The organism is Streptomyces antarcticus (assembly GCF_026627255.1).
Lineage (GTDB): Bacteria > Actinomycetota > Actinomycetes > Streptomycetales > Streptomycetaceae > Streptomyces > Streptomyces antarcticus.
Genome location: NZ_JAPNLM010000001.1, coordinates 151,540 through 173,434, shown reverse-complemented (window position 1 = coordinate 173,434; position 21,895 = coordinate 151,540). Strand labels below are relative to the sequence as shown.

Genomic DNA, 21,895 nt, shown 5'->3' with positions numbered 1-21,895 from the left:
GTGTCGGGGGCCCGCCCGTCGGCCTTACAGTCGTTGCGTCCGACTCGGGAACCGCCCGAGGCCGAGAGAGTGCGAGTCCCCATGGACGTGCAGAAGAAGCTCGACGAGATCGTCGCGGCCGTCGGCGGCGCCCGCTCCATGCCGATGTCGGCCTCCTGCGTGATCAACCGTGCCGAACTGCTCGCCCAGCTCGAAGAGGTCCGCGCCGCGCTCCCCGGCTCCCTCGCGCAGGCCCGTGAACTCATCGGAGACCGGGAGCAGATGGTCGAGGAGGCCCGCCGAGAGGCGGACCGGATCATCGAGTCCGCGCACAGTCAGCGCGGTTCGCTGATCTCCGACACCGAAGTCGCGCGGCGCTCCCAGGCCGAGGCGGACCGGATCCTGGAGGACGCCCGCCGGGAGGCGGAGGAGATCCGGGCCGAGGCCGACGACTACGTGGACAGCAAGCTCGCCAACTTCGAGGTCGTCCTCACCAAGACCATCGGTTCGGTGGACCGCGGCCGCGAGAAGCTGCTGGGCCGCGGACCGGGCCTGGACGAGCAGGGCTACCCCGACTCCGAGGCGCCCGAGCGCAGCCACGACCCCGAGACGCAGCGCCGGCAGGCCGACGCGTACGTGGACACCAAGCTGGCCACCTTCGAGGCGGTGCTCTCCAAGACCCTCGACGCGGTGGGCAAGGGCCGCCAGAAGCTGCTGGGCCGGATGCCCACGGACGACCTCGGCGCGCACATGGCAGCCCAGGACGCGGCGGGCTCCCAGCAGTCCCGCTCGTCGAGCGACGCGGACTTCCTGGCGGGCCTCGCGGAACCGGAGCGGGCCGCCGCGCCGGCGCGGCCGCTGATCCCCGCCCAGGCGCAGCAGCCGGAGCCCGTCTACGACGCCTACGCCGCGCAGTACCCGGCCCAGCCGGACACCGGGCACCAGGACGCGTACGGCTACCAGGACCCGTACGGCGGCTACCAGCAGCAGCCCGACCCGTACTCCGGCGCCGGCTCCGCGGGCACGCCGTACGCGGGCCACTACGACGCGCAGCAGCAGCACGACCCCTACGCGGCCTACCAGCAGCAGCACCAGCAGCCGCAGCAGCACCAGCAGCCGCAGCAGGCCCAGCAGCAGCCCGCGCTCGACGAGACCAGCCTCTTCGACACGAGCATGATCAACCTGGACCAGCTGCGCCAGTACGAACAGGGGCGCTAGCACCGGATTGGGCTCAGAGCTCACCGGCGGGTATCCTGGCTCTTCGGTCGCGCGTATGCACCGCGATCCATGCTGCCCGTAAGTGGCGGAACCTTTGATCTTGAGCAATCCGTGAAAGCAGGAACAGCCCTGAATACCCGCCTCGACCACCGCAACCCCCTCGTGTTCGACACGCACGAGCTGGGTCGGCGTCCTGGTGCCATGCAGAAGCTGTTCCGGGAGATCGCGGCACCGGCGGACCTCGGTCTCGCCGGGGTCATCGGAGTGCCGGAAGGTGCCCCGCTCAAGCTCAAGCTCCGCCTCGAGGCTGTCATGGAAGGGGTGCTTGTCACAGGCACCGCCCGTGCATCGGCCGTAGGGGAGTGCGTAAGGTGTCTGGAGTCCGTCGAGCGCGAGCTCAAGGCGGACTTCCAGGAAATGTTCTCGTACCCTGACGCCGACGACCGGACCCGCTCCAAGGCGGAGCCGGCCGACGACGCCGAGGACGACGAGGACACGCTCTTTCTCGAGGACGGCTTGTTCGACCTCGAACCCGTGCTGCGCGATGTGGTGGTGCTCGCACTGCCGCTGCAGCCGGTGTGCCGGGAGGACTGTCTCGGACTGTGCCCCGATTGCGGGCTCAGCCTGAACGACGACCCGGACCACCACCATGACGCCGTCGACATCCGTTGGGCGGCACTGCAGGGACTCGTCACCGATCAGGGCGTCGAGAAGGACAACATGAGCGGCACTGCCTCTGACGGAGTTCAGGGCGCCGCCGAGAAGCAGGAGAAGTAGCCGTGGCTGTTCCGAAGCGGAAGATGTCGCGCAGCAACACGCGCCACCGCCGGTCGCAGTGGAAGGCTGCGGTCCCCACTCTGGTTTCGTGTGAGCGTTGCCAGGAGCCGAAGCTCCAGCACATTGCGTGCCCGAGCTGCGGCACCTACAACAAGCGCCAGGTCCTCGAGGTCTGAGCGGCTGGTGAGAGGCGCAATGTCTGAGCTGTCCAACGCTGAGAAGCAGGCAGACAGTAAGAACGCGGCCTCGTCCCACACGCTTCTGGAAGGGCGGCTCGGGTACCAACTCGAGACCGCCCTTCTGGTGCGTGCACTGACCCACCGCTCGTACGCGTACGAGAACGGCGGTCTGCCCACCAACGAGCGGCTGGAGTTCCTCGGGGACTCCGTGCTCGGCCTGGTGGTCACGGACACGCTGTACACGACCCACCCGGATCTCCCCGAAGGCCAGCTGGCCAAACTTCGGGCCGCGGTGGTCAACTCGCGCGCACTGGCGGAGGTCGGGCGTGGCCTCGATCTCGGTTCCTTCGTCCGGCTCGGCCGCGGCGAAGAGGGCACGGGTGGCCGGGACAAGGCATCCATCCTCGCCGACACCCTTGAAGCGGTGATCGGCGCCGTCTACCTCGACCAGGGCCTCGACGCGGCCTCGGAGCTGGTTCACCGGCTCTTCGACCCGCTCATCGACAGGTCCTCGAACCTCGGTGCCGGCCTGGACTGGAAAACCAGTCTCCAGGAACTCACGGCGTCCGAAGGTCTTGGCGTACCGGAATACCTGGTCTCTGAGACCGGCCCGGACCACGAGAAGACCTTCACCGCTGCCGCTCGCGTCGGTGGTGTCTCGTACGGCACCGGCACCGGCCGCAGCAAGAAGGAAGCAGAGCAGCAGGCTGCCGAGTCTGCCTGGCGCGGCATTCGCGCCAAGGCGGACGAGCGGAGCGGGGCAACCACCGCGACCGCACCGGCTCCTGTGGCAACGGCGGCGGCTCCGGCCGACGCCGGGGCCGGGGAAGGCGGGGCGCCGATGCCCGCCGGCCCGACGCCCGACGCCTGACCCTTCCTTCGGGATCTCCCCGCCCCGCCACCTGCCCGCAGGTGGCGGGGCGGACCCGTTCCGGGGGCCCTGGACGGGGCCGGTAGGCTCGGACCCCGCGCCCGGACCGGCGCGTCCCCCCGAGGAGAACCCGTGCCCGAGCTGCCCGAAGTCGAAGTCGTGCGGCGGGGGCTGGAGCGCTGGGTCGCGGGGCGGACCGTGGAGTCCGTCGAGGTCCTCCACCCGCGCGCGGTACGCCGCCACCCCGGCGGCGGGGCCGACTTCGCGGCTCGGCTCGGCGGCCAGACCGTAGGGGTGCCGCAGCGGCGCGGGAAGTACCTGTGGCTGCCCCTGGAGGGGCGGGAGCTGTCCGTGCTCGGGCACCTCGGGATGAGCGGGCAGCTGCTCGTACAGCCGCGGGAGTCCCCCGACGAGAAGCACCTGCGGGTCCGCGTGCGGTTCGCGGACGACCTCGGCACCGAGCTGCGCTTCGTCGACCAGCGGACCTTCGGCGGGCTCTCCCTGCACGAGAACACGCCCGACGGGCTGCCGGACGTCATCGCGCACATCGCCCGGGACCCGCTGGACCCGCTGTTCGACGAGGGCCTCTACCACCTGGCCCTGCGTGCCAGGCGGACCACCCTGAAGCGGGCACTGCTGGACCAGTCGCTGATCAGCGGGGTCGGCAACATCTACGCGGACGAGGCGCTGTGGCGCGCCAGGCTGCACTACGAGCGCCCCACCGACACCCTCACGCGCCCCCGGAGCGCGGAACTCCTCGGCCATGTCCGGGACGTCATGAACGCGGCCCTCGACGTGGGCGGGACCAGCTTCGACAGCCTGTACGTCAACGTGAACGGGGAGTCGGGCTACTTCGACCGTTCGCTCGACGCCTACGGCCGCGAGGACGAACCCTGCCGCCGCTGCGGCACCCCGATGCGCCGCCGGCCTTGGATGAACCGGTCGAGCTACTTCTGCCCGCGCTGTCAGAGGCCGGGTCGCGCCGCGTCGTAGGTCCGCCGGGAGGCCAGCACGTCTGCCATGCTCCCCTCCAGGAAGTGGATGAGGGCGAGCAGCCGGTCCGCGACCTCCGCGCCGAGCGGGGTCAGCTCGTAGTCGACGCGGGGCGGGTTCGTCGGCTGTGCCTCACGGTTGACGATGCCGTCGCGCTCCAGCGCGTGCAGCGTCTGCGAGAGCATCTTCTCGCTCACGCCCTCCACGCGCCGGCGCAGCTCGTTGAAGCGGCAGGGGCCCTCGCGCAGTGCTCCCACCGTGAGGCTGCCCCAGCGTCCGGTGACGTGCTCCAGGGTTTCCCGGGACGGGCACGCGCGCGCGAACACGTCGAACGGGAGTTCTGACTCGAGGGCTTCCGGACAGCCGGCTGGTGTCTCCATGCCGCTAAGCGTACCTCTATGCAGCGCTAACTCTCAGATTGCGCTTTCAAAAAGTAAGTGCTTCTCTTTTCCTCGTCGCCCCGCACCTCGTGAGGCGGCGAAGACTTGTCCGAGGGAGACCGCTTTGTCCGCCATCACGCACGCCCCCGTCGTCTCGATCGCCTACCACTCCGGATACGGCCACACCGCCGTCGTCGCCGAGGCCGTCCGCAGCGGAGCCCTCGAGGCCGGGGCCACCGTGCACCTGATCAAGGTGGACACGATCGACGACGCCCAGTGGGAGCTGCTCGACGCGTCCGACGCGATCGTCTTCGGATCGCCGACCTACATGGGGACGGCCTCCGGTGCCTTCCACGTCTTCGCGGAGGCGACCTCGAAGCGCTGGTTCGGCGACGTCTGGCAGGACAAGGTCGCCGCGGGCTTCACGAACTCCGGCTCCAAGAGCGGCGACAAGCTGCACACCCTCCAGTACTTCCAGACGCTGGCCGCCCAGCACGCCATGAGCTGGGTCAACCTGGGCCTGAAGCCGGGCTGGAACTCCACCGCCGGCTCCGAGAACGACCTCAACCGCCTGGGCTTCTTCTCCGGCGCGGCTGCCCAGACCAACTCCGACGTGGGTCCGGAAGGCGTTCACCAGGCCGACATCGCCACGGCCGAGCACCTGGGCCGCCGCGTCGCCGAGCACGCGCGCGTCGTCGTCGCGGGCCGCGCGGTCCTGGCCGACGCGGTGCTCGTCACCGCCTGAGCACCGCTCCGGGAGCGCATGGGCACCGCCCCGGACTGCCTGACCGTCCGTACGCGTCTCAGAAGCCGAAGTCCTGGGTCCACCAGGGACCGCCGGCGGAGAAGTGGGCGCCGACGCCCAGGGTGCGGAACTCGCAGTTGAGGATGTTCGCCTTGTGGCCCGGGCTGTTCATCCAGGAGTTCATCACGGAGGCGGCGTCACCCTGGCCGCGCGCGATGTTCTCGCCGCCGAGGCCGGAGAGGCCGGCCTTGGAGGCGCGGTCCCACGGGGTGTTGCCGTCGGGGTCGGTGTGGCCGAAGAAGCCGCGGACCGCCATGTCCTTGCTGAAGGCCCCGGCCAGCGCGGCGAGCGGCGGGTTGGCCCGGACCGGGCCGCACCCGGCCTGCGCGCGCGCCTGGTTCACCAGGGCCACCACGGCCGTCTCCTCGGCGGAGTGCCCGTCCCCGGGGGCGGGGGCCGTCGGCGCCGGGACGGAAGGCTTCGGGGGGACCGGCTTCGGCGGGTCCGGCGCCGGGACGGGAGGCTTCGCGGGGGCCGGCTTCGGCGGGTCCGGCTTCGCGGGGGCCGGCTTCACCGGGGCCGGGGCGGCGGTCTTCCGCGGAGCCTCGGTGGACGGGGCAGGCGTGGCCGAGGGGCTCGGAGGCTCCTCCGGGGCGGAGGGCGTCGCGGAGGGCGGCGCGGAGGCGGACGCGGAGGGGCTGGGCGACGCCGACGGGGCCGAGGAGTTCGAGGGGGCCGGGGCGGACGGGCTGCCGGGCGGGCTCGTGGCGGCGGCGCCCGAAGGGGTCCGGCCGGACAGGTTGGCGAGGCCGCCCTGCTGGTCGAGCGCGCTCTTGGGGGTCGGGGAGGGCGCGGGGCCTGCCTCCGCCCCGCCGGGGGAGTCCGCGGCGCCGACCCCTACATAGGGGAAGGAGCCGCCGACGGGCACCATCCCCGTGGTGACGGCCGCGGTGCCGAGGGCGACGGCGACGGAGATGCCCAGCAGGCCGGCGCGCAGGGCCGTTGCGCGCCTGCCGTCGCGGCGCGGAGCGGCATTGAGTCGGTGGCGTCCCATCGGCGTCGTGCCTTCCTCGAAGCTCAAGATCATCCTTTACTCACCCAAATGGGTGAGTTCATTGCTGCGCGACTGTACGGCATGGGGCCAGGGGGGTGATGTGCCCCGAAAGTGGCCGCCCGGTTAGCGTTCACGCATGAATGAAGATGTCCGCCTGACCGTCTGGGTGCGCGGCCGCGTACAGGGAGTGGGCTTCCGCTGGTTCACCAGGGCCAATGCCCTGGAGGTCGGAGGGGTGGTCGGCTTCGCGCTCAACCTCGACGACGGGCGGGTACAGGTCGTGGCCGAAGGTCAACGTGAGAATTGCCACCGGCTGCTGGAATGGCTGCGTTCCGCCGACACGCCCGGCCGGGTGGACGGAGTGACGGAGATCTGGGGCACACCGCGCGGCGGATATGACGGCTTCGCCATCCGGTGATCGATCGACTGATCATGTACTGATCACATGCATGTGCGGTCCGCACCCGGTCGGAACTGCGCATTCTTCGCCGACGCGTTGCCGACGGGCGCGATGCATGGAAAGCTCGGAAGCGAGGATGATCTCCACGCCCCTTGCGGGGGCCGGGTCGCCCGCCGATACGGGGCGTGATCGTGTTGACCGTCAAACTTTTTGGTGAGACGCTGGAAGCCCCGCGCACCTGAGCTGTTTGGCAGTGTTGGCATTAGTAAGCGCAGTGACTGTCAGTCGCTGCCGGACATCCGCGGGTGCGATTCCCTCACGACCCACACCGCTTCGGTCGGTCACTCAGTGTGGAGGACCATCCATCATGGCAAAGGCGCTTCTCGGTTACGTCGGCGGTTCCGATCCGCGACTCCTCGCCGAGATGCGACGGCTTCAGCAGCGCGTCCAGGACCTCGAGTCCGAGCTCGTACGGATTCAGTCCGAAAATGACGCGCTGAACGCGGCCGCCGCTCAGCACGACGGAGACTCGCTGCTGGACAGCATCGATATCGACGTACCGCAGGCGGAGCCTGCGCTCACCTGATTCGCGCTCCCTACGTCGCTGGAATCCAGCCCCGCTTGATCTGCAAGGGACGCTTCGGCGTCCCTTCTTTCTTGGACGCCCGGACGCCTGGACGCCCCGCCGACACGGCGTGGGGCCAGGCGGGGGGCTGCTGCCTTTGACGTCGGTCGTGCCCCGCACTTTCACGGGCGAAACCGAACGCGAAAGGTAGAGTCCGGCGGCGTGCACCTCAAGTCCCTGACCCTGCGTGGCTTCAAATCCTTTGCTTCCGCCACCACCTTGCGCTTCGAACCCGGCATCACCTGCGTCGTGGGTCCGAACGGCTCGGGCAAGTCCAACGTGGTCGACGCGCTCTCCTGGGTCATGGGCGAACAAGGCGCCAAATCCCTGCGCGGCGGGAAGATGGAAGACGTCATCTTCGCCGGAACCACCGGGCGTCCGCCGCTCGGGCGCGCCGAGGTGTCGCTGACGATCGACAACTCCGACGGCGTGCTGCCCATCGAGTACGCCGAAGTCACCATCACCCGGATCATGTTCCGCGGCGGCAGCAGTGAGTACCAGATCAACGGTGACACGTGCCGCCTGCTCGACATCCAGGAGCTGCTCTCCGACTCCGGCATCGGCCGCGAGATGCACGTCATCGTCGGCCAGGGGCAGCTGGACTCCGTCCTGCACGCCGACCCCATGGGCCGCCGCGCCTTCATCGAGGAGGCGGCCGGCGTACTGAAGCACCGCAAGCGCAAGGAGAAGGCGCTGCGGAAGCTGGACGCGATGCGGGCCAACCTCGCGCGCGTCCAGGACCTCGGCGACGAGCTGCGGCGGCAGCTGAAGCCGCTGGGACGGCAGGCGGCGGTGGCCCGGCGGGCGGCCGTCATCCAGGCGGACCTGCGGGACGCGCGGCTGCGGCTGCTCGCCGACGACCTGTCGTCGCTGCGGAGGGCGCTCGACGCCGAGATCGCGGACGAGGCCGCTCTGAAGGAGCGCAAGGAGACGGCGGAGGGCCGGCTCGCGGGCGCCCTGCGGCGCGAGGCGGAGCTGGAGGCAGCCGTACGGGAGCTGGCGCCCCGGCTCACGCGGGCCCGGCAGACCTGGTACGAGCTGTCGCAGCTCGCCGAGCGGGTACGGGGAACGGCGTCCCTGGCGGACGCACGGGTCAAGAGCGCGACGGCGCCGGCGGAGGAGGAGCGGCACGGCCGCGACCCCGAGGACATGGAGCGGGAAGCCGCGCGGGTCCGCGAGCAGGAGGCCGAGCTGACGGCCGCTCTGGAGGCGGCCTCGCGCGCGCTGGAGGACACCGCCGAGCACCGGGCGGAGCTGGAACGGGCCCTTGCCGAGGAGGAACGGCGCCTGCGGGACGCGGCCCGGGCCATCGCCGACCGGCGCGAGGCGCTGGCCAGGCTGACCGGCAGGCTCGGCGCGGCCCGCTCCCGGGCGGGGGCGGCGCAGTCCGAGATCGACCGGCTGGTCGCCGCGCGGGACGAGGCGCGGACCCGGGCGGTGGCGGCCCGGGAGGAGTACGAGGCGCTGGCCGAGGAGGTCGGCGGCCTCGACGACCCGGCGGTGGAGGAGGAGTACGAGGCGGCGCGCGCCGACCTGGCGGCCGCGGAGGCAGGGCTGACCGCGGCCCGGGACGCCGTGACGGCGGCGGAGCGCTCGCGCGCGGCCGTGTCGGCGCGGCGGGACGCCCTCGCGCTCGGGCTGCGCCGCAAGGACGGTACGGAGGCACTGCTGGCGGCGCGCGAACGGCTGGCCGGGCTGCTGGGACCGGCCGCGGAGCGGCTGACGGTGACCCCGGGGTACGAGGTGGCGGTGGCGGCGGCGCTGGGTGCGGCGGCGGACGCGGTGGCGGTGGCCTCGCCGCGGGCGGCGGCCGCGGCCATCCGGCACCTCCGGGACGGGGACGGGGGCCGGGCCACGCTGCTGATCACACCGGTGCCGCCGGGGGCGGGACGGGCGGCGGAACCGGGCCAGGTCCCGGACCGGGCCTCGGACCGGGCCTCGGACCGGGCCTCGGGTCAGGTTCGGGCCTCGGGCCAGGCCCCGGCCTCGGGCCAGGCCCCGGCCTCGGGCCAGGCCCCGGCCTCGGGCCAGGTTCCGGCACCGGGCCAGGCCCCGGTTCCTGTTCCGGGTCCGGCTCAGGCCCAGGCCTCGGGTCCGGCTCAGGCCCAAGCCTCGGGCCCGGGCCGGGCCCCGGTCTCGGCTTCGGCCCCGGTCTCGGCCCCGGTCTCGGCTTCGGCTTCGGCCCCGGGCCCGGCTTCGGCCCCGGCCCTGGCCTCGAGCCCGGGCCCGGCGGGTGGGTTCGCCGGGTTCGCCGGGTCGCTGGGCGCCGCCGGGGCCGCCGGGGCAGGGTTTCCCGGTCGGGCGGGCGGCGACGCCGCCGGGGGAGCGTTCCCCCACCCGGCCCCCGCCCGGGACGCGGACCCCGAGCCGCAGGGTGCCGGAGCCGGCGGTGTGCGGGGGGACTTCGGGCCTGCGGAACCCGTGGGTCCCGCCGTTCACGGCGCGGCCGTCGGCGCGAGCCGGGCCGGGGCCCACGGGAGCGTCCCCGGCGCGCCCGGGGCAGCGGCGCCCGGGGCGGTCGGCGGTGGGCAGCCCGGCCCGGCCGCGGTCGACGGGACCGTTCCCGCACCCCCCGTCCCCGCCGCCGGGCTGGTCGGCGGGGACGGCGCGGTGCTGCGGGCGGTGGCCTGGGTGCTGCGGGACTGCTTCGTGGTCGGCGGCCTCGACGCGGCCGAGGCCCTCGTCGCGGAGCGGCCCGACGCGGTGGCCGTGACCGTCGGGGGCGACGTACTGGGGGCGCACCTCGCGCACGGCGGCTCGGCCGGAGCGCCCAGCCTGATCGAGGTCCAGGCCGCCGTCGACGAGGCGGCGGCGGAGCTGGCCCGACTGGACGTGCGGTGCGGGGAGCTCGGCGCGGCACAGGAGGCCGCCGGGGCCCGCCGCCGGAACGCGGCGGCCCTGGCCGACGAGCTCGCCGAGCGGCGCCGGGCGGGGGAGCGGGCCCGGGCCGGGGTCGCGCAGCAGCTCGGGCGTCTCGCCGGGCAGGCGAAGGGCGCCGAGGGCGAGGCCGAGCGCACCGCCACCGCCGCGGCCAAGGCACAGGACGCGCTGGAGCAGGCTCTGTTCGAGGTGGAGGAGTGCGCGCAGCGGCTGGCGACGGCCGAGGAGCTGCCGGTGGAGGACGAGCCGGACGCCTCCCGGCGGGACCGGCTGGCCGCAGACGGCGCCAACGCCCGGCAGACCGAGATGGAGGCCCGCCTCCAGCTCCGTACCCACGAGGAGCGGGTCAAGGGGCTGGCGGGGAGGGCCGATTCACTCGACCGGGGGGCCCGCGCGGAACGGGAGGCCCGGGCCCGGGCCGAGCGCCGCCGCGCCCGGCTGCGGTACGAGGCCGAGGTGGCCCGGGCGGTGGCCGACGGCGCCCGGCAGCTGCTCGCGCACGTGGAGGTGTCGCTGCGCCGGGCCGAGGAGGAGCGGGCCCGCGCCGAGCACGCCAAGGGCCTGCGCGAGCGGGAGCTCGCCGACGCCAGGAACGCCGGGCGCGCACTGAAGGGTGAGCTCGACAAGCTCACCGACTCCGTCCACCGGGGCGAGGTGCTCGGCGCGGAGAAGCGGCTGCGCATCGAACAGGTGGAGGCCAGGGCGCTGGAGGAGTTCGGCATGGAAGCCGCCGGGCTCATGGCCGAGTACGGACCCGACCAGCCCGTGCCCCCGTCCCCGGCCGCGGACGGCGAGGAACTCCCCGTCGACCCGGAGCACCCCCGCAACCGGCCGGGCCCCTTCGTACGGGCCGTGCAGGAGAAGCGGCTCAGGGCGGCCGAGCGCGCCTACCAGCAGCTCGGCAAGGTCAACCCGCTCGCGCTGGAGGAGTTCGCGGCGCTCGAGGAGCGCCACCGGTTCCTCAGCGAGCAGCTGGAGGACCTGCGCAAGACGCGGGCCGACCTCCTTCAGGTCGTGAAGGAGGTCGACCGGCGCGTCGAGCAGGTCTTCACCGAGGCCTACCACGACACGGCCCGACAGTTCGAGGGGGTGTTCTCGCGGCTGTTCCCCGGCGGCGAGGGACGGCTGATCCTCACCGACCCCGACAACATGCTGACCACCGGCGTCGACGTCGAGGCCCGGCCGCCGGGCAAGAAGGTGAAGCGGCTCTCGCTGCTCTCCGGCGGTGAACGCTCCCTGACGGCCGTGGCGCTGCTGGTCTCGATCTTCAAGGCGCGGCCCAGTCCGTTCTACGTGATGGACGAGGTCGAGGCCGCGCTCGACGACACCAACCTGCAGCGGCTGATCCGGATCATGGAGGAGCTCCAGGAGAGCTCGCAGCTGATCGTCATCACCCATCAGAAGCGCACGATGGAGGTCGCCGATGCCCTGTACGGCGTCTCCATGCAGGGCGATGGAGTGTCCAAAGTGATCAGTCAGAGGCTCCGCTAGGGCCACGAGTCATTCACATGTTGAACAACTGACCCGCGCTATGGCCGTATCTGTCGAGTTCATGCCCGCGAAATAGGTTCTTCACATCCTATTGACTTCAATAAGTGAACCAATAGGCTCTCCTCTGTCACCCGGCACGTTCAGGTGGTGGCGCACTGTTTGGTGTGCCCCACTGGAGGAACACGATCAGGCGACAACACGAGTACCAACACCCCCCACGCTGCCCGCCGTCGGCGCCGGGCCCAGGAGCGCACCTTGACCAGCACAGCGAACGCACCCGCGGCAGGCGGTGGAAACGCGTCCCAGCCCGACCACCTCGGGCACGTCATCTTCATCACCGCGGCCGCGGCCATGGGCGGTTTCCTCTTCGGCTACGACAGCTCCGTCATCAACGGCGCCGTCGTAGCCATCCGCGACCGGTTCGACGTGGGCTCCGCGGCCCTCGCCCAGGTGATCGCGGCCGCACTCATCGGCTGCGCCTTCGGCGCGGCGACCGCCGGCCGCCTCGCCGACCGGATCGGCCGCATCCGCTGCATGCAGATCGCCGCCGTCCTCTTCACCGCGAGCGCCATCGGATCCGCGACGCCGTTCGCCCTGTGGGACCTCGCCATGTGGCGCATCATCGGCGGCTTCGGCATCGGCATGGCCTCCGTGATCGGTCCCGCCTACATCGCCGAGGTCTCCCCGCCCGCCTACCGCGGCCGGCTCGCCTCCTTCCAGCAGGCCGCCATCGTCATCGGCATCGCCGTCTCGCAGCTGGTCAACTGGGGCATCCTCAACCTCGCCGACGGCGACCAGCGCGGCGAGATCGGCGGCCTGGAAGCCTGGCAGTGGATGCTCGGCGTCATGGTCGTCCCGGCCGTGCTCTACGGCCTGCTGTCCTTCGCCATCCCGGAGTCCCCGCGCTTCCTCGTCTCGGTCGGCAAGATGGACCAAGCCAAGACGGTCTTGCGCGAGGTCGAGGGCGAGCGCATCGACGCCGACGCCCGGGTCCGCGAGATCGACGCCGCCATCCACTCGGAGCACAAGTCGACCTTCAAGGACCTGCTCGGCGGCCGCATGGGCTTCCTGCCGATCGTCTGGATCGGCATCGGCCTCTCCGTCTTCCAGCAGCTCGTCGGCATCAACGTGATCTTCTACTACAGCTCCTCGCTGTGGCAGTCGGTCGGCATCGACGCGAGCTCCTCGTTCCTGTACTCCTTCGAGACCTCCGTCGTGAACATCATCGGTACGGTGATCGCGATGCTGTTCGTCGACCGGATCGGCCGCAAGCCGCTCGCCCTCATCGGCTCCGTCGGCATGGCGATCTCCCTCGGCGTCGCCGCCTGGGCCTTCTCCTTCCGGTCCGGCGTCGGCGACGACATCACCCTGCCGCAGACCCAGGGGCTCGTCGCCATCATCGCGGCCAACTCCTTCGTCCTCTTCTTCGCCCTGTCCTGGGGCGTGGTGGTCTGGGTCCTGCTCGGCGAGATGTTCCCGGGCCGCATCCGCGCCGCCGCCCTCGGCGTGGCCGCCGCCGCCCAGTGGATCGCCAACTGGGTCATCACCGTCACGTTCCCGACGCTGTCGGACTGGAACCTGTCCGGCGCGTACGTCATCTACGCGGTCTTCGCCGTGCTCTCGATCCCCTTCATCCTCAAATGGGTGCCGGAGACCAAGGGCAAGGCGTTGGAGGAGATGGGGTGACCCACCCCCGCCAACACCCCCTCTCCTCTCGTACGGGTGCTGCCCCGGCTCAGTCCTTGAGCCGGGGCAGCACCCGTTCGCACAGCAGGTGCAGGCTCCGCCAGCCCTCGTCCAGCGGCATCCCGCCGCACAGGGGGTGCAGCACCAGGTTCCCCGCCTCGCCCGCGCCCTTCGCGTACGCGACCGCCTCGTCCGGGGTGAGGACGCGGTACACGCCCTCCGCGCGCAGCTCCGCCACCGTGCGGGCGCCCGACCGCACGGCGCTGCGGATGTCCTTGGACTGCCAGGACGCGTACATCCCCGCCTCGTGCAGGAAGTGCTCGCCGTGCTCGGCCCAGACCCGGTCCGGGTCCTGCGCGATGTGCAGCAGCGGGGTCTCGGCGGCGGGCATCATGCAGAAGCCCTCCGTGCCGTACTCCGCGAGCTTCGCCCGGTAGTACGCCTCCAGCTCCGGCAGGTGCGCGCTCGGGAAGAACGGCAGCCCCAGCCGGGCCGCGCGCCGCGCCGCCGCCTCGGAGCTGCCGCCGACCAGAAGCAGCGGGTGCGGCCGCGTGAAGGGCCGCGGGGTGACCCGTACGGTACGGCCGCGGAACTCGAACGGCTCACCCGTCCACGCCTTCAGCAGGGTCTCCAGCAGCTCGTCCTGGAGCCGGCCGCGCCGGCCCCACTCCACGCCGTGCTGCTCGTACTCCTCGGGCCGGTAGCCGATGCCCGCGACGGTCACCAGGCGGCCGCCGCTGAGCAGGTCGAGCACGGCGATGTCCTCGGCCACCTTCAGCGGGTCGTACAGCGGGCCGATGATCGCCGAGACGGTGACCGCGATCCGGCGGGTGGCGCCGAAGACCGCGCCCGCGAAGGCGAAGGGGGAGGGCAGCCAGTTGTTGGCGGTGCCGTGGTGTTCCTCGGTCTGGACGGTGTCGATCCCGCGGTCGTCCGCGTACCGGGCCATCTCCAGCGCCGCCTTGTAGCGGGCGGAGAGCGACTCGGGGGTGCCGTTCGGGTCGACGAGATTGAACCGGGCCACGGTGATGGGCACGGGAAAGTCCCCCTTCGCCGGAGGTGGGTGGGCGGCGAAGGGGGACGTTAGCTGACGTGGCGTCAGTTGGACAGGGTCCCGGCGGGCTCGCGGTCCGCGGCCCGCTCCCCGGCGGCGGCCGGGGCGGGCGTGCGCGGCAGCGCCCCGTACAGCACGGCGGAGGTCACGATGCCGGCCACCCAGCCGAGGCCGTTCTCCCCGATCCAGGTGGCGGACAGCGGCCCGCTGAACCAGTCCACCGACGTGAACAGCAGGCCGACCACCAGGGCGAGCGCCCACGCGGTCATCGCCTGCCAGGCGAAACCGCCCTTGTACCAGTAGGCGCTGGTCCGCGTGGTGTCCAGCAGCGCGGCACCGTCGTAGGTCTCGCGGCGCAGCATGTCCACGCCGAAGACGCCGATCCAGGCGGAGAACGCCACGGCCAGCAGGGTCAGGAAGGAGATGAACGAGCCGAAGAAGCTCGTCGCGACCACCATCAGCAGGAAACCGAAGACCAGGCTGATGACGGCGTTGACGCTGACGGCCCAGGCGCGCGGGACCTTGATGCCGAGGGTCTGGGCGGTGAACCCGGCCGAGTACATCGACATCGAGTTGATCAGCAGCATCCCGACGAGCGCGATGAGCAGGTACGGGACCGCGATCCAGGTCGGCAGCAGCTCGCCGATGAAGGAGACCGGGTCCTGCGCGGTGGCCAGGTCCGGCGTGCCGACGGCCATGACCGCGCCCATCAGCACCATGGGCAGGACGACCACGCCGGCGCCGCCGACGGTGGCGCCGACCATGCCCCTGGACGAGGCCGTGCGCGGCAGGTAGCGGGTGAAGTCCGGACCGGACGGGACCCAGCTGATGCCGCCGGCCGCGATGGTGCCGATGCCCGCGATCATCATCGCGGTGGAGCCGGCCGGCTTGGCGAAGACGGCGGACCAGTCGGTCGTGGCGACCAGGTAGCCGAGGACGAGCACGCTGAAGGTGCCGAAGAGGTACGTGGACCACTTGGAGCAGACGCGCAGCGCGTTGATGCCCAGGCCGGAGACCACGAAGGTGCAGCCCACGAAGAAGAGCAGGGTGACCACGATCAGGGCGGTGCTGCTCTCGACGCCGAAGAGCAGGTCGAGAACGGTCAGCACGGCGTAGGCGCCGCTGACCGCGTTGATGGTCTCCCAGCCCCAGCGTGCCACCCAGATCAGCGCCCCCGGGAAGAGGTTGCCGCGCTGCCCGAACACCGCCCGCGACAGGGCCATGCCCGGGGCGCCGCCGCGCTTGCCGGCGATGGAGATCACCCCGACGATCCCGTACGAGACGACCGGCGCGGCCACCGCGACGACGAGCACCTGCCAGATGTTGAGCCTGTTGAAGATCACCAGGCCGGCGCCCATGGTGAGCAGCAGCACGCTGATGTTGGCGGCGACCCACGTCGGCACCAGCTCACGGACCCGGCCGGTGCGCTCGCCGTCCGGGACGGGCTCCAGTCCGCGTGTCTCGATCGCGGTCTCTATCGCACCGTCGGCGGGCTCGGCAGGCATGCGGTACTCCGGTGGGGGAGATGGGGCGGGGAGTCGTCCATCATCGTAGATGTGCCGCTAAGACCACAAATAGAGGATTCGGTCCTGGTGCGGCGCTCCCGGGTCCCGGGTCCGGGGCGCCCGTGGCCGATACTGGGGACGTTATGGAAATCCTCATCCTTGCTGTAGTCATCGCCCTGGTCGCGGTCGGCATGATCAGCGGGCTCGTGGTCAGCAGCCGCAAGAAGAAGCAGCTGCCGCCCTCGGCACCGTCGAGCACGCCGACCATCACTGCCCCGCCCGCCGAACCGCAGGTGGGGGAGGACGCCGCACCGACGGCGGAAGAGCCGCGCCGCACGATCGAGGAGGTCACCCTCCCCGACACCGCGGCCGCCACCGACTCCCCGGTCGCCGTCGAGGACCCCGTCGTCGAGGCGCCGGCCGCACCCGAGATCGAGGTGCCCGAGCCCACCGCCGGCCGCCTGATCCGGCTGCGCGCCCGCCTCGCCCGGTCGCAGAACTCGCTGGGCAAGGGGCTGCTCACGCTGCTCTCCCGCGAGCACCTCGACGAGGACACCTGGGAGGAGATCGAGGAGACCCTCCTCATCGCCGACGTGGGTGTCGTACCCACCCAGGAACTGGTCGACCGGCTCCGCGCACGGGTCAAGGTGCTCGGCACCCGTACCCCCGCGGACCTGCGCGCCCTGCTGAAGGAGGAGCTGCTGACCCTGGTCGGCACCGACTTCGACCGCGCCGTGAAGACCGAGAGCGGCGTGGACACCCCCGCCGTCGTGATGGTCGTCGGCGTGAACGGCACCGGCAAGACCACCACCACCGGCAAGCTCGCCCGCGTCCTGGTGGCCGACGGCCGCAGCGTGGTGCTCGGCGCCGCCGACACCTTCCGCGCCGCCGCCGCCGACCAGCTCCAGACCTGGGGCGACCGGGTCGGGGCCCGTACCGTGCGCGGACCCGAGGGCGGCGACCCCGCGTCGATCGCCTTCGACGCGGTCAAGGAGGGCATCGCCGAGGGTGCCGACGTGGTGCTCATCGACACCGCCGGCCGCCTGCACACCAAGACCGGCCTCATGGACGAGCTCGGCAAGGTCAAGCGCGTCGTGGAGAAGCACGGCCCGCTGGACGAGATCCTGCTCGTCCTGGACGCCACCACCGGGCAGAACGGCCTCACCCAGGCCCGCGTCTTCGCCGAGGTCGTGGACATCACCGGCATCGTGCTGACCAAGCTCGACGGCACCGCCAAGGGCGGCATCGTCGTCGCCGTCCAGCGCGCGCTCGGCGTCCCGGTCAAGCTCGTCGGCCTCGGCGAGGGCCCGGACGACCTGGCCCCGTTCGAGCCGGAGGCGTTCGTGGACGCCCTGATCGGCGACTGAGCGCGGTCCTCTCGCGTACGCGGTCCGTCCGCGTACGTGACGGTGCCCCGTGATCCGGCCGGATCACGGGGCACCGTCACGTACGGGGGCCGCGCATCGTGCCGCCCGCCCCCCATCAGTCCGCCCGTCCTAGTCGCGCAAGCGGTGGCAGATGTACGCCAGGGTGCCGAGCAGCAGCCGGGCCTGCGGCGGGTCCCCGGCGGAGTCGAGCGAGGGCGGCCGGAGCCAGCCGACCGGCCCGAGCCCGCCCCGGTCGGAGGGCGGGGCCGTCACGAAGGCCCCCTGGCCCAGCGCCCGCAGGTCGAGGTCCGCGTCGTCCCAGCCCATCCGGTACAGCAGCTGCGGCAGCCCCGCGGCGGCCCCCGGGGCCACGAAGAACTGCGCCCGGCCGTCCGGGGTCGCGGTGACCGGGCCGAGCGGCAGGCCCATCCGCTCCAGCCGGACCAGCGCGTGCCGGCCGGCCTCCTCGGCGACCTCGATGACGTCGAAACAACGGCCCACCGGGAGGAGCACCGCCGCGCCCGGGTAGTCGCCCCAGGCCTCCGAGACCTCGTCGAGGGTGGCCCCGGCCGGGACCGCGGGGGCCAGGGCCAGGGGGTGCGCCCCGGGCGCCGTACACCGCGCGTCGCCGCAGGAGCAGTCCCGGCCGGGGGCGGCGGCGCGGGCGCCGGGCACCGCGTCCCAGCCCCACAGCCCGGTGTACTCCGCCACCGCTGTGCACTCCGCGGTGCGGCCGCGGCGCCGGGCGCCGGAACGGAATTCCCTGGTGCTTCGGCTGCCGCCGATCGTGAAGCCCATGCCCATGCCCCCTCCAACGGGTCGGACGCGCCGGTGGTTACGACGTCGGCGGGACCTGCCGTCGAAGGTCCGCCGCGGGGTGCCCTCCGGTGCCGCCCGGCGCACTCCTCGCCGCGCGCGCCCCTGGCGCACTCCAGTCCAACCGATCCGTTTCGCCTCGGTGTCAAGTGAATCGCGCCTGGCGGGTGGCGAGTTCATTCGAAGGGGTGGCGAATGGTGGCGTTTCCACGGTCGACCTCGCGGAGGGGGTGATCGTAGGATTACTTTCGGTGCACGAGGCCCGAAGGTGGAACCCGCGTGGGTATGCCGGAGGCAATGTGTGAAGGACTCGTGAAGGTCCCTGACGGCAGCCGCCGCCCCGGCCAGGGTTTCGTGTGGAAGATGCGTGAGTGGATGGGGGCGTTCCAGTGAGCGGCAACGGCGCAAGCGGAACGAACGAGGAGTCTGCTGCGCGCAACGAACAGCTCAGCTCGTGGTTCGTCCGCAGCGGCTGGTCCAAAGGCGAGCTCGCCCGCCAGGTCAACCGCCGGGCCCGCCAGATGGGCGCCCACCACATCAGCACCGACACCTCCCGCGTGCGCCGCTGGCTCGACGGTGAACAGCCCCGCGAGCCCGTCCCGCGCATCCTGTCCGAGTTGTTCTCCGAGCGGTTCGGCTCCGTCGTCGCCATCGAGCAGCTCGGACTGCGCACCGCCCACCAGACCCCCTCCGTCTCCGGCGTCGACCTGCCGTGGGCCGGCCCGCAGACCGTCGAACTGCTCGGTGAGTTCTCCCGCAGCGACCTGATGCTGGCCCGCCGCGGCTTCCTCGGGACCTCCCTCGCCCTCTCCGCCGGACCCGCCCTCATCGAGCCCATGCAGCGCTGGCTCGTCCCCGTACCGCCCGCCGACCCCGGGCAGCGCGAGGCGGGCCCCTCGGGCTCCAGCGGCGGCCACCGGGCGCCCCGCCTCTCCGAGCCCGAGCTCGACCTGCTCGACGCGACCACCGTGATGTTCCGCCAGTGGGACGCCCAGTGCGGCGGCGGCCTGCGCCGCAAGGCCGTCGTCGGCCAGCTCCACGAGGTCACCGACCTGCTCCAGGAGAACCACCCGGCCCCGGTCATGAAGCGGCTCTTCAAGGTCGCCGCCGAACTCGCCGAACTCGCCGGCTGGATGAGCTACGACATCGGCCTGCACCCCACCGCGCAGAAGTACTTCGTCCTCGCGCTGCACGCCGCGAAGGAGGGCGGGGACAAGCCGCTGGGCTCGTACATCCTCTCCGGCATGAGCCGCCAGATGATCCACCTCGGGCGCCCCGAGGACGCCCTGGAACTCATCCACCTCGCCCAGTACGGCAGCCGCGACTGCGCCGGCCCCCGCACCCAGGCCATGCTGTATGCGATGGAGGCCCGCGCCTACGCCAACATGGGGCAGCCGAGCCGCTGCAAGCGGGCCGTGCGGATGGCCGAGGACACCTTCTCCGAAGCCGGCTTCGGAGACGAGCCCGAGCCCGACTGGATCCGCTTCTTCTCCGAGGCCGAGCTGAATGGCGAGAACTCCCACTCGTACCGCGATCTGGCCTACGTCGCCGGGCGCAGCCCCACGTACGCCTCCCTCGCCGAGCCCGTCATGGCGCGGGCCGTCGAGCTCTTCGGGAAGGACGACGAGCACCAGCGCTCCTACGCCCTCAACCTCGTCGGCATGGCAACCGTCCACCTGCTCCAGCGCGAGCCGGAGCAGGCCGCCGTCCTCGTCGGCCGGGCCCTCGACGTGGCGGGAAAGGTGCGGTCCGAGCGGGTGAACACCCGCCTGCGCAAGACCGTCGACGCCGCCGCCCGTGAATACGGCGACGTCGCCGACGTGGTCCGGCTCACCGACCACCTCGCCTCCCGGCTCCCCGAAGCCGCGGAGGCCGTCTGACGGCCCGCGCGGCCGCCCCCAAGGCCCCGGCCGCGGCAGGTCACCCCGTGAAGCCCGATCAGGATCCCCCAGCCAGGACGTCCGGGTACTGCCGCGGCCGGTTTCGCTTCTCCGCCCGAACCGGCGTTCATCACGTCGTAACACTCTGGACGCCTTCGTCATCGGCGTGAAACACCCAGCGGCGCCGCCGGAAACCGGCCTGCGTGAATCTCAGGGCAATAACCGGCCAGCCCCCACCAGGCCGGAGCCCTTAACGCCGCTCAGGTTTTCACGATCGCCCGCACGCGAACGTACCGACGACGAGGAGACGCCGATGGCATCAGCCATCACGACCCTCGCGGCAGACGCCCCGACGCTGTCTGCCGCGAACACCGGGTTCATGCTCATCTGCTCCGCCCTGGTCATGCTGATGACCCCGGGACTCGCCTTCTTCTACGGAGGCATGGTCCGCGTCAAGAGCAGCCTCAACATGCTGATGATGAGCTTCATCAGCCTCGGGATCGTCACGATCCTCTGGGTCCTCTACGGCTTCAGCCTCGCCTTCGGCACCGACTCAGGCTCCCTGATCGGCTGGAACTCCGACTACGTGGGCCTCAGCGGCATCGGCGTCACCGAGCTGTGGGACGGCTACACCATCCCGGTCTACGTCTTCGCCGTCTTCCAGCTGATGTTCGCCGTCATCACCCCCGCCCTGATCAGCGGCGCCCTCGCCGACCGCGTCAAGTTCAGCGCGTGGGCCCTGTTCACGGCCCTGTGGGTCACCGTCGTCTACTTCCCCGTCGCCCACTGGGTCTGGGGCGCCGGAGGCTGGCTCTTCGAACTCGGCGTCATCGACTTCGCCGGCGGCACCGCCGTCCACATCAACGCCGGCGCCGCGGCCCTCGGCGTGATCCTGGTCATCGGCAAGCGCGTCGGCTTCAAGAAGGACCCGATGCGCCCGCACAGCCTCCCGCTCGTGATGCTCGGCGCCGGCCTCCTGTGGTTCGGCTGGTTCGGCTTCAACGCGGGCTCCTGGCTCGGCAACGACGACGGCGTCGGCGCGGTCATGTTCGTCAACACCCAGGTCGCCACCGCCGCCGCCATGCTCGCCTGGCTCGCCTACGAGAAGCTGCGCCACGGCTCCTTCACCACCCTCGGCGCCGCCTCCGGCGCGGTCGCCGGACTCGTCGCCATCACCCCCTCCGGCGGCGCGGTCAGCCCGCTCGGCGCGATCGCCGTCGGCGTCATCGCCGGCGTGCTGTGCGCCATGGCGGTCGGCCTCAAGTACAAGTTCGGCTACGACGACTCCCTCGACGTCGTCGGCGTCCACCTCGTCGGCGGTGTCGCCGGCTCCCTGCTGGTGGGCCTCTTCGCCACCGGCGGCGTCCAGTCCGACGTGGCGGGCCTCTTCTACGGCGGCGGCCTGGAACAGCTCGGCAAGCAGGCCATCGGAGTCTTCGCCGTCCTGGCCTACTCTCTCGTGGTGTCCGCGGTCCTCGCCTTCCTCCTCGACAAGACGATCGGAATGCGGGTCACCGAGGACGTCGAGGTCGCCGGCATCGACCAGGTCGAGCACGCCGAGACCGCCTACGACTTCAGCGGAGCCGGTGGCGGCGCCGCCTCGCGGAACACCGCCGCCCCCGCCCCCGCCGCGAGCAAGAAGGTTGACGCATGAAGCTGATCACCGCGATCGTCAAGCCGCACAAGCTGGACGAGATCAAGGAGGCCCTCCAGGCCTTCGGAGTCCAGGGGCTCACGGTCACCGAGGCCAGCGGCTACGGCCGCCAGCGCGGCCACACCGAGGTTTACCGCGGCGCCGAGTACCAGGTCGACCTCGTACCCAAGATCCGCATCGAGGTGCTCGTCGACGACGCGGAGGCCGAGGAGCTGATCCGGGTCATCGTGAGCGCCGCCCAGACCGGCAAGATCGGCGACGGCAAGGTGTGGAGCGTCCCCGTGGACTCGGTCGTACGGGTCCGCACCGGCGAGCGCGGCGCTGACGCGCTCTAGGTGACG

19 protein-coding genes are annotated in these 21,895 nt (G+C 71.9%); 14 read left to right on the top strand and 5 right to left on the bottom strand.

Features of this window, described 5'->3' with window-relative positions:
* Positions 1 to 81 precede the first annotated feature (81 nt).
* The 5 genes from OTB16_RS00775 to mutM all read left to right on the top strand — a co-directional run bounded on the left by OTB16_RS00775 (position 82) and on the right by mutM (position 4,017).
* The gene (locus OTB16_RS00775) at positions 82 to 1,197 is read left to right on the top strand and encodes an ATP synthase F0 subunit B (protein WP_267717629.1); all 1,116 of its coding nucleotides are present in this window, start codon (positions 82 to 84) and stop codon (positions 1,195 to 1,197) included.
* Positions 1,198 to 1,266: 69 nt separating this feature from the next.
* Positions 1,267 to 1,974 carry a YceD family protein gene (locus OTB16_RS00770; protein WP_267717628.1) on the top strand — a complete coding sequence of 236 codons (708 nt, stop codon included), beginning with the start codon at positions 1,267 to 1,269 and terminating at the stop codon, positions 1,972 to 1,974.
* 2 nt (positions 1,975 to 1,976) lie between these two features.
* Complete coding sequence (rpmF, locus tag OTB16_RS00765) at positions 1,977 to 2,150, top strand: 50S ribosomal protein L32 (protein ID WP_003965982.1); 174 nt, start codon at positions 1,977 to 1,979, stop codon at positions 2,148 to 2,150.
* Positions 2,151 to 2,169: 19 nt separating this feature from the next.
* Positions 2,170 to 3,024 carry a ribonuclease III gene (gene rnc, locus OTB16_RS00760; RefSeq protein WP_267717612.1) on the top strand — a complete coding sequence of 285 codons (855 nt, stop codon included), beginning with the start codon at positions 2,170 to 2,172 and terminating at the stop codon, positions 3,022 to 3,024.
* Positions 3,025 to 3,156: 132 nt separating this feature from the next.
* Positions 3,157 to 4,017: a bifunctional DNA-formamidopyrimidine glycosylase/DNA-(apurinic or apyrimidinic site) lyase gene (mutM, locus tag OTB16_RS00755; RefSeq protein WP_267717611.1), complete on the top strand. Its 861-nt coding sequence runs from the start codon at positions 3,157 to 3,159 to the stop codon at positions 4,015 to 4,017.
* Here mutM and OTB16_RS00750 read toward each other — a convergent pair.
* Positions 3,990 to 4,397, bottom strand: a complete 408-nt coding sequence (locus tag OTB16_RS00750) for a winged helix-turn-helix transcriptional regulator (protein ID WP_267717610.1) — start codon at positions 4,395 to 4,397, stop codon at positions 3,990 to 3,992. The genes mutM and OTB16_RS00750 overlap by 28 nt on opposite strands.
* Before the next feature lie 133 nt (positions 4,398 to 4,530).
* Here OTB16_RS00750 and OTB16_RS00745 point away from each other — a divergent pair, with 133 nt between their 5' ends.
* Positions 4,531 to 5,142: an NAD(P)H-dependent oxidoreductase gene (locus tag OTB16_RS00745; RefSeq protein ID WP_476470157.1), complete on the top strand. Its 612-nt coding sequence runs from the start codon at positions 4,531 to 4,533 to the stop codon at positions 5,140 to 5,142.
* A 58-nt stretch (positions 5,143 to 5,200) separates the two neighbouring features.
* Here the strand turns inward: OTB16_RS00745 and OTB16_RS00740 are convergent, their stop codons facing one another.
* Positions 5,201 to 6,229 carry a CAP domain-containing protein gene (locus tag OTB16_RS00740; protein ID WP_476470149.1) on the bottom strand — a complete coding sequence of 343 codons (1,029 nt, stop codon included), beginning with the start codon at positions 6,227 to 6,229 and terminating at the stop codon, positions 5,201 to 5,203.
* 103 nt (positions 6,230 to 6,332) lie between these two features.
* Here OTB16_RS00740 and OTB16_RS00735 point away from each other — a divergent pair, with 103 nt between their 5' ends.
* From OTB16_RS00735 to OTB16_RS00720, 4 genes are all read left to right on the top strand, one after another.
* Positions 6,333 to 6,614, top strand: a complete 282-nt coding sequence (locus tag OTB16_RS00735; protein ID WP_267717607.1) for an acylphosphatase — start codon at positions 6,333 to 6,335, stop codon at positions 6,612 to 6,614.
* Between the two features lie 349 nt (positions 6,615 to 6,963).
* Complete coding sequence (locus OTB16_RS00730) at positions 6,964 to 7,182, top strand: hypothetical protein (protein ID WP_030032603.1); 219 nt, start codon at positions 6,964 to 6,966, stop codon at positions 7,180 to 7,182.
* A gap of 201 nt (positions 7,183 to 7,383) precedes the next feature.
* Positions 7,384 to 11,592, top strand: a complete 4,209-nt coding sequence (locus OTB16_RS00725) for an AAA family ATPase (RefSeq protein ID WP_267717605.1) — start codon at positions 7,384 to 7,386, stop codon at positions 11,590 to 11,592.
* Positions 11,593 to 11,847: 255 nt separating this feature from the next.
* On the top strand, positions 11,848 to 13,278 hold the full coding sequence (locus tag OTB16_RS00720) for a sugar porter family MFS transporter (protein WP_267717604.1): 1,431 nt from the start codon (positions 11,848 to 11,850) through the stop codon (positions 13,276 to 13,278).
* A 49-nt stretch (positions 13,279 to 13,327) separates the two neighbouring features.
* On the opposite strand, the gene OTB16_RS00715 is transcribed toward OTB16_RS00720, so the two are convergent.
* Positions 13,328 to 14,314: an LLM class flavin-dependent oxidoreductase gene (locus tag OTB16_RS00715; protein WP_267717603.1), complete on the bottom strand. Its 987-nt coding sequence runs from the start codon at positions 14,312 to 14,314 to the stop codon at positions 13,328 to 13,330.
* 62 nt (positions 14,315 to 14,376) lie between these two features.
* Positions 14,377 to 15,837, bottom strand: coding sequence for a cytosine permease (locus OTB16_RS00710; RefSeq protein ID WP_267717602.1), 1,461 nt, complete (start codon positions 15,835 to 15,837; stop codon positions 14,377 to 14,379).
* Between the two features lie 143 nt (positions 15,838 to 15,980).
* Between OTB16_RS00710 and ftsY the strand changes: the two genes are divergently transcribed.
* Positions 15,981 to 17,204, top strand: a complete 1,224-nt coding sequence (ftsY, locus tag OTB16_RS00705) for a signal recognition particle-docking protein FtsY (RefSeq protein WP_267717601.1) — start codon at positions 15,981 to 15,983, stop codon at positions 17,202 to 17,204.
* Positions 17,205 to 17,333: 129 nt separating this feature from the next.
* On the opposite strand, the gene OTB16_RS00700 is transcribed toward ftsY, so the two are convergent.
* Positions 17,334 to 18,002 (bottom strand): bifunctional DNA primase/polymerase, encoded by a 669-nt coding sequence (locus OTB16_RS00700; RefSeq protein WP_267717600.1) that lies wholly within the window; start codon positions 18,000 to 18,002, stop codon positions 17,334 to 17,336.
* Between the two features lie 407 nt (positions 18,003 to 18,409).
* Here OTB16_RS00700 and nsdA point away from each other — a divergent pair, with 407 nt between their 5' ends.
* The 3 genes from nsdA (at position 18,410) to OTB16_RS00685 (ending at position 21,889) form a co-directional block, all read left to right on the top strand.
* Positions 18,410 to 19,900: a transcriptional repressor NsdA gene (gene nsdA, locus OTB16_RS00695; RefSeq protein ID WP_267717599.1), complete on the top strand. Its 1,491-nt coding sequence runs from the start codon at positions 18,410 to 18,412 to the stop codon at positions 19,898 to 19,900.
* Positions 19,901 to 20,213: 313 nt separating this feature from the next.
* Positions 20,214 to 21,554 (top strand): ammonium transporter, encoded by a 1,341-nt coding sequence (locus tag OTB16_RS00690; protein WP_267717598.1) that lies wholly within the window; start codon positions 20,214 to 20,216, stop codon positions 21,552 to 21,554.
* Positions 21,551 to 21,889 carry a P-II family nitrogen regulator gene (locus OTB16_RS00685; RefSeq protein WP_267717597.1) on the top strand — a complete coding sequence of 113 codons (339 nt, stop codon included), beginning with the start codon at positions 21,551 to 21,553 and terminating at the stop codon, positions 21,887 to 21,889. The genes OTB16_RS00690 and OTB16_RS00685 overlap by 4 nt, the downstream gene beginning before the upstream one ends.
* The last annotated feature ends 6 nt before the right edge of the window (positions 21,890 to 21,895 follow it).

Coding starts and splice junctions, on each gene's coding strand:
- ftsY (WP_267717601.1), top strand. CDS start 15,981: ATGGAAATCCTCATCCTTGCTGTAGTCATCGCCCTGGTCGCGGTCGGC.
- rnc (WP_267717612.1), top strand. CDS start 2,170: ATGTCTGAGCTGTCCAACGCTGAGAAGCAGGCAGACAGTAAGAACGCG.
- OTB16_RS00710 (WP_267717602.1), bottom strand. CDS start 15,837: ATGCCTGCCGAGCCCGCCGACGGTGCGATAGAGACCGCGATCGAGACA.
- OTB16_RS00740 (WP_476470149.1), bottom strand. CDS start 6,229: ATGATCTTGAGCTTCGAGGAAGGCACGACGCCGATGGGACGCCACCGA.
- OTB16_RS00775 (WP_267717629.1), top strand. CDS start 82: ATGGACGTGCAGAAGAAGCTCGACGAGATCGTCGCGGCCGTCGGCGGC.
- OTB16_RS00730 (WP_030032603.1), top strand. CDS start 6,964: ATGGCAAAGGCGCTTCTCGGTTACGTCGGCGGTTCCGATCCGCGACTC.
- OTB16_RS00735 (WP_267717607.1), top strand. CDS start 6,333: ATGAATGAAGATGTCCGCCTGACCGTCTGGGTGCGCGGCCGCGTACAG.
- OTB16_RS00690 (WP_267717598.1), top strand. CDS start 20,214: ATGGCATCAGCCATCACGACCCTCGCGGCAGACGCCCCGACGCTGTCT.
- OTB16_RS00685 (WP_267717597.1), top strand. CDS start 21,551: ATGAAGCTGATCACCGCGATCGTCAAGCCGCACAAGCTGGACGAGATC.
- OTB16_RS00700 (WP_267717600.1), bottom strand. CDS start 18,002: ATGGGCTTCACGATCGGCGGCAGCCGAAGCACCAGGGAATTCCGTTCC.
- OTB16_RS00770 (WP_267717628.1), top strand. CDS start 1,267: ATGCTGCCCGTAAGTGGCGGAACCTTTGATCTTGAGCAATCCGTGAAA.
- OTB16_RS00750 (WP_267717610.1), bottom strand. CDS start 4,397: ATGGAGACACCAGCCGGCTGTCCGGAAGCCCTCGAGTCAGAACTCCCG.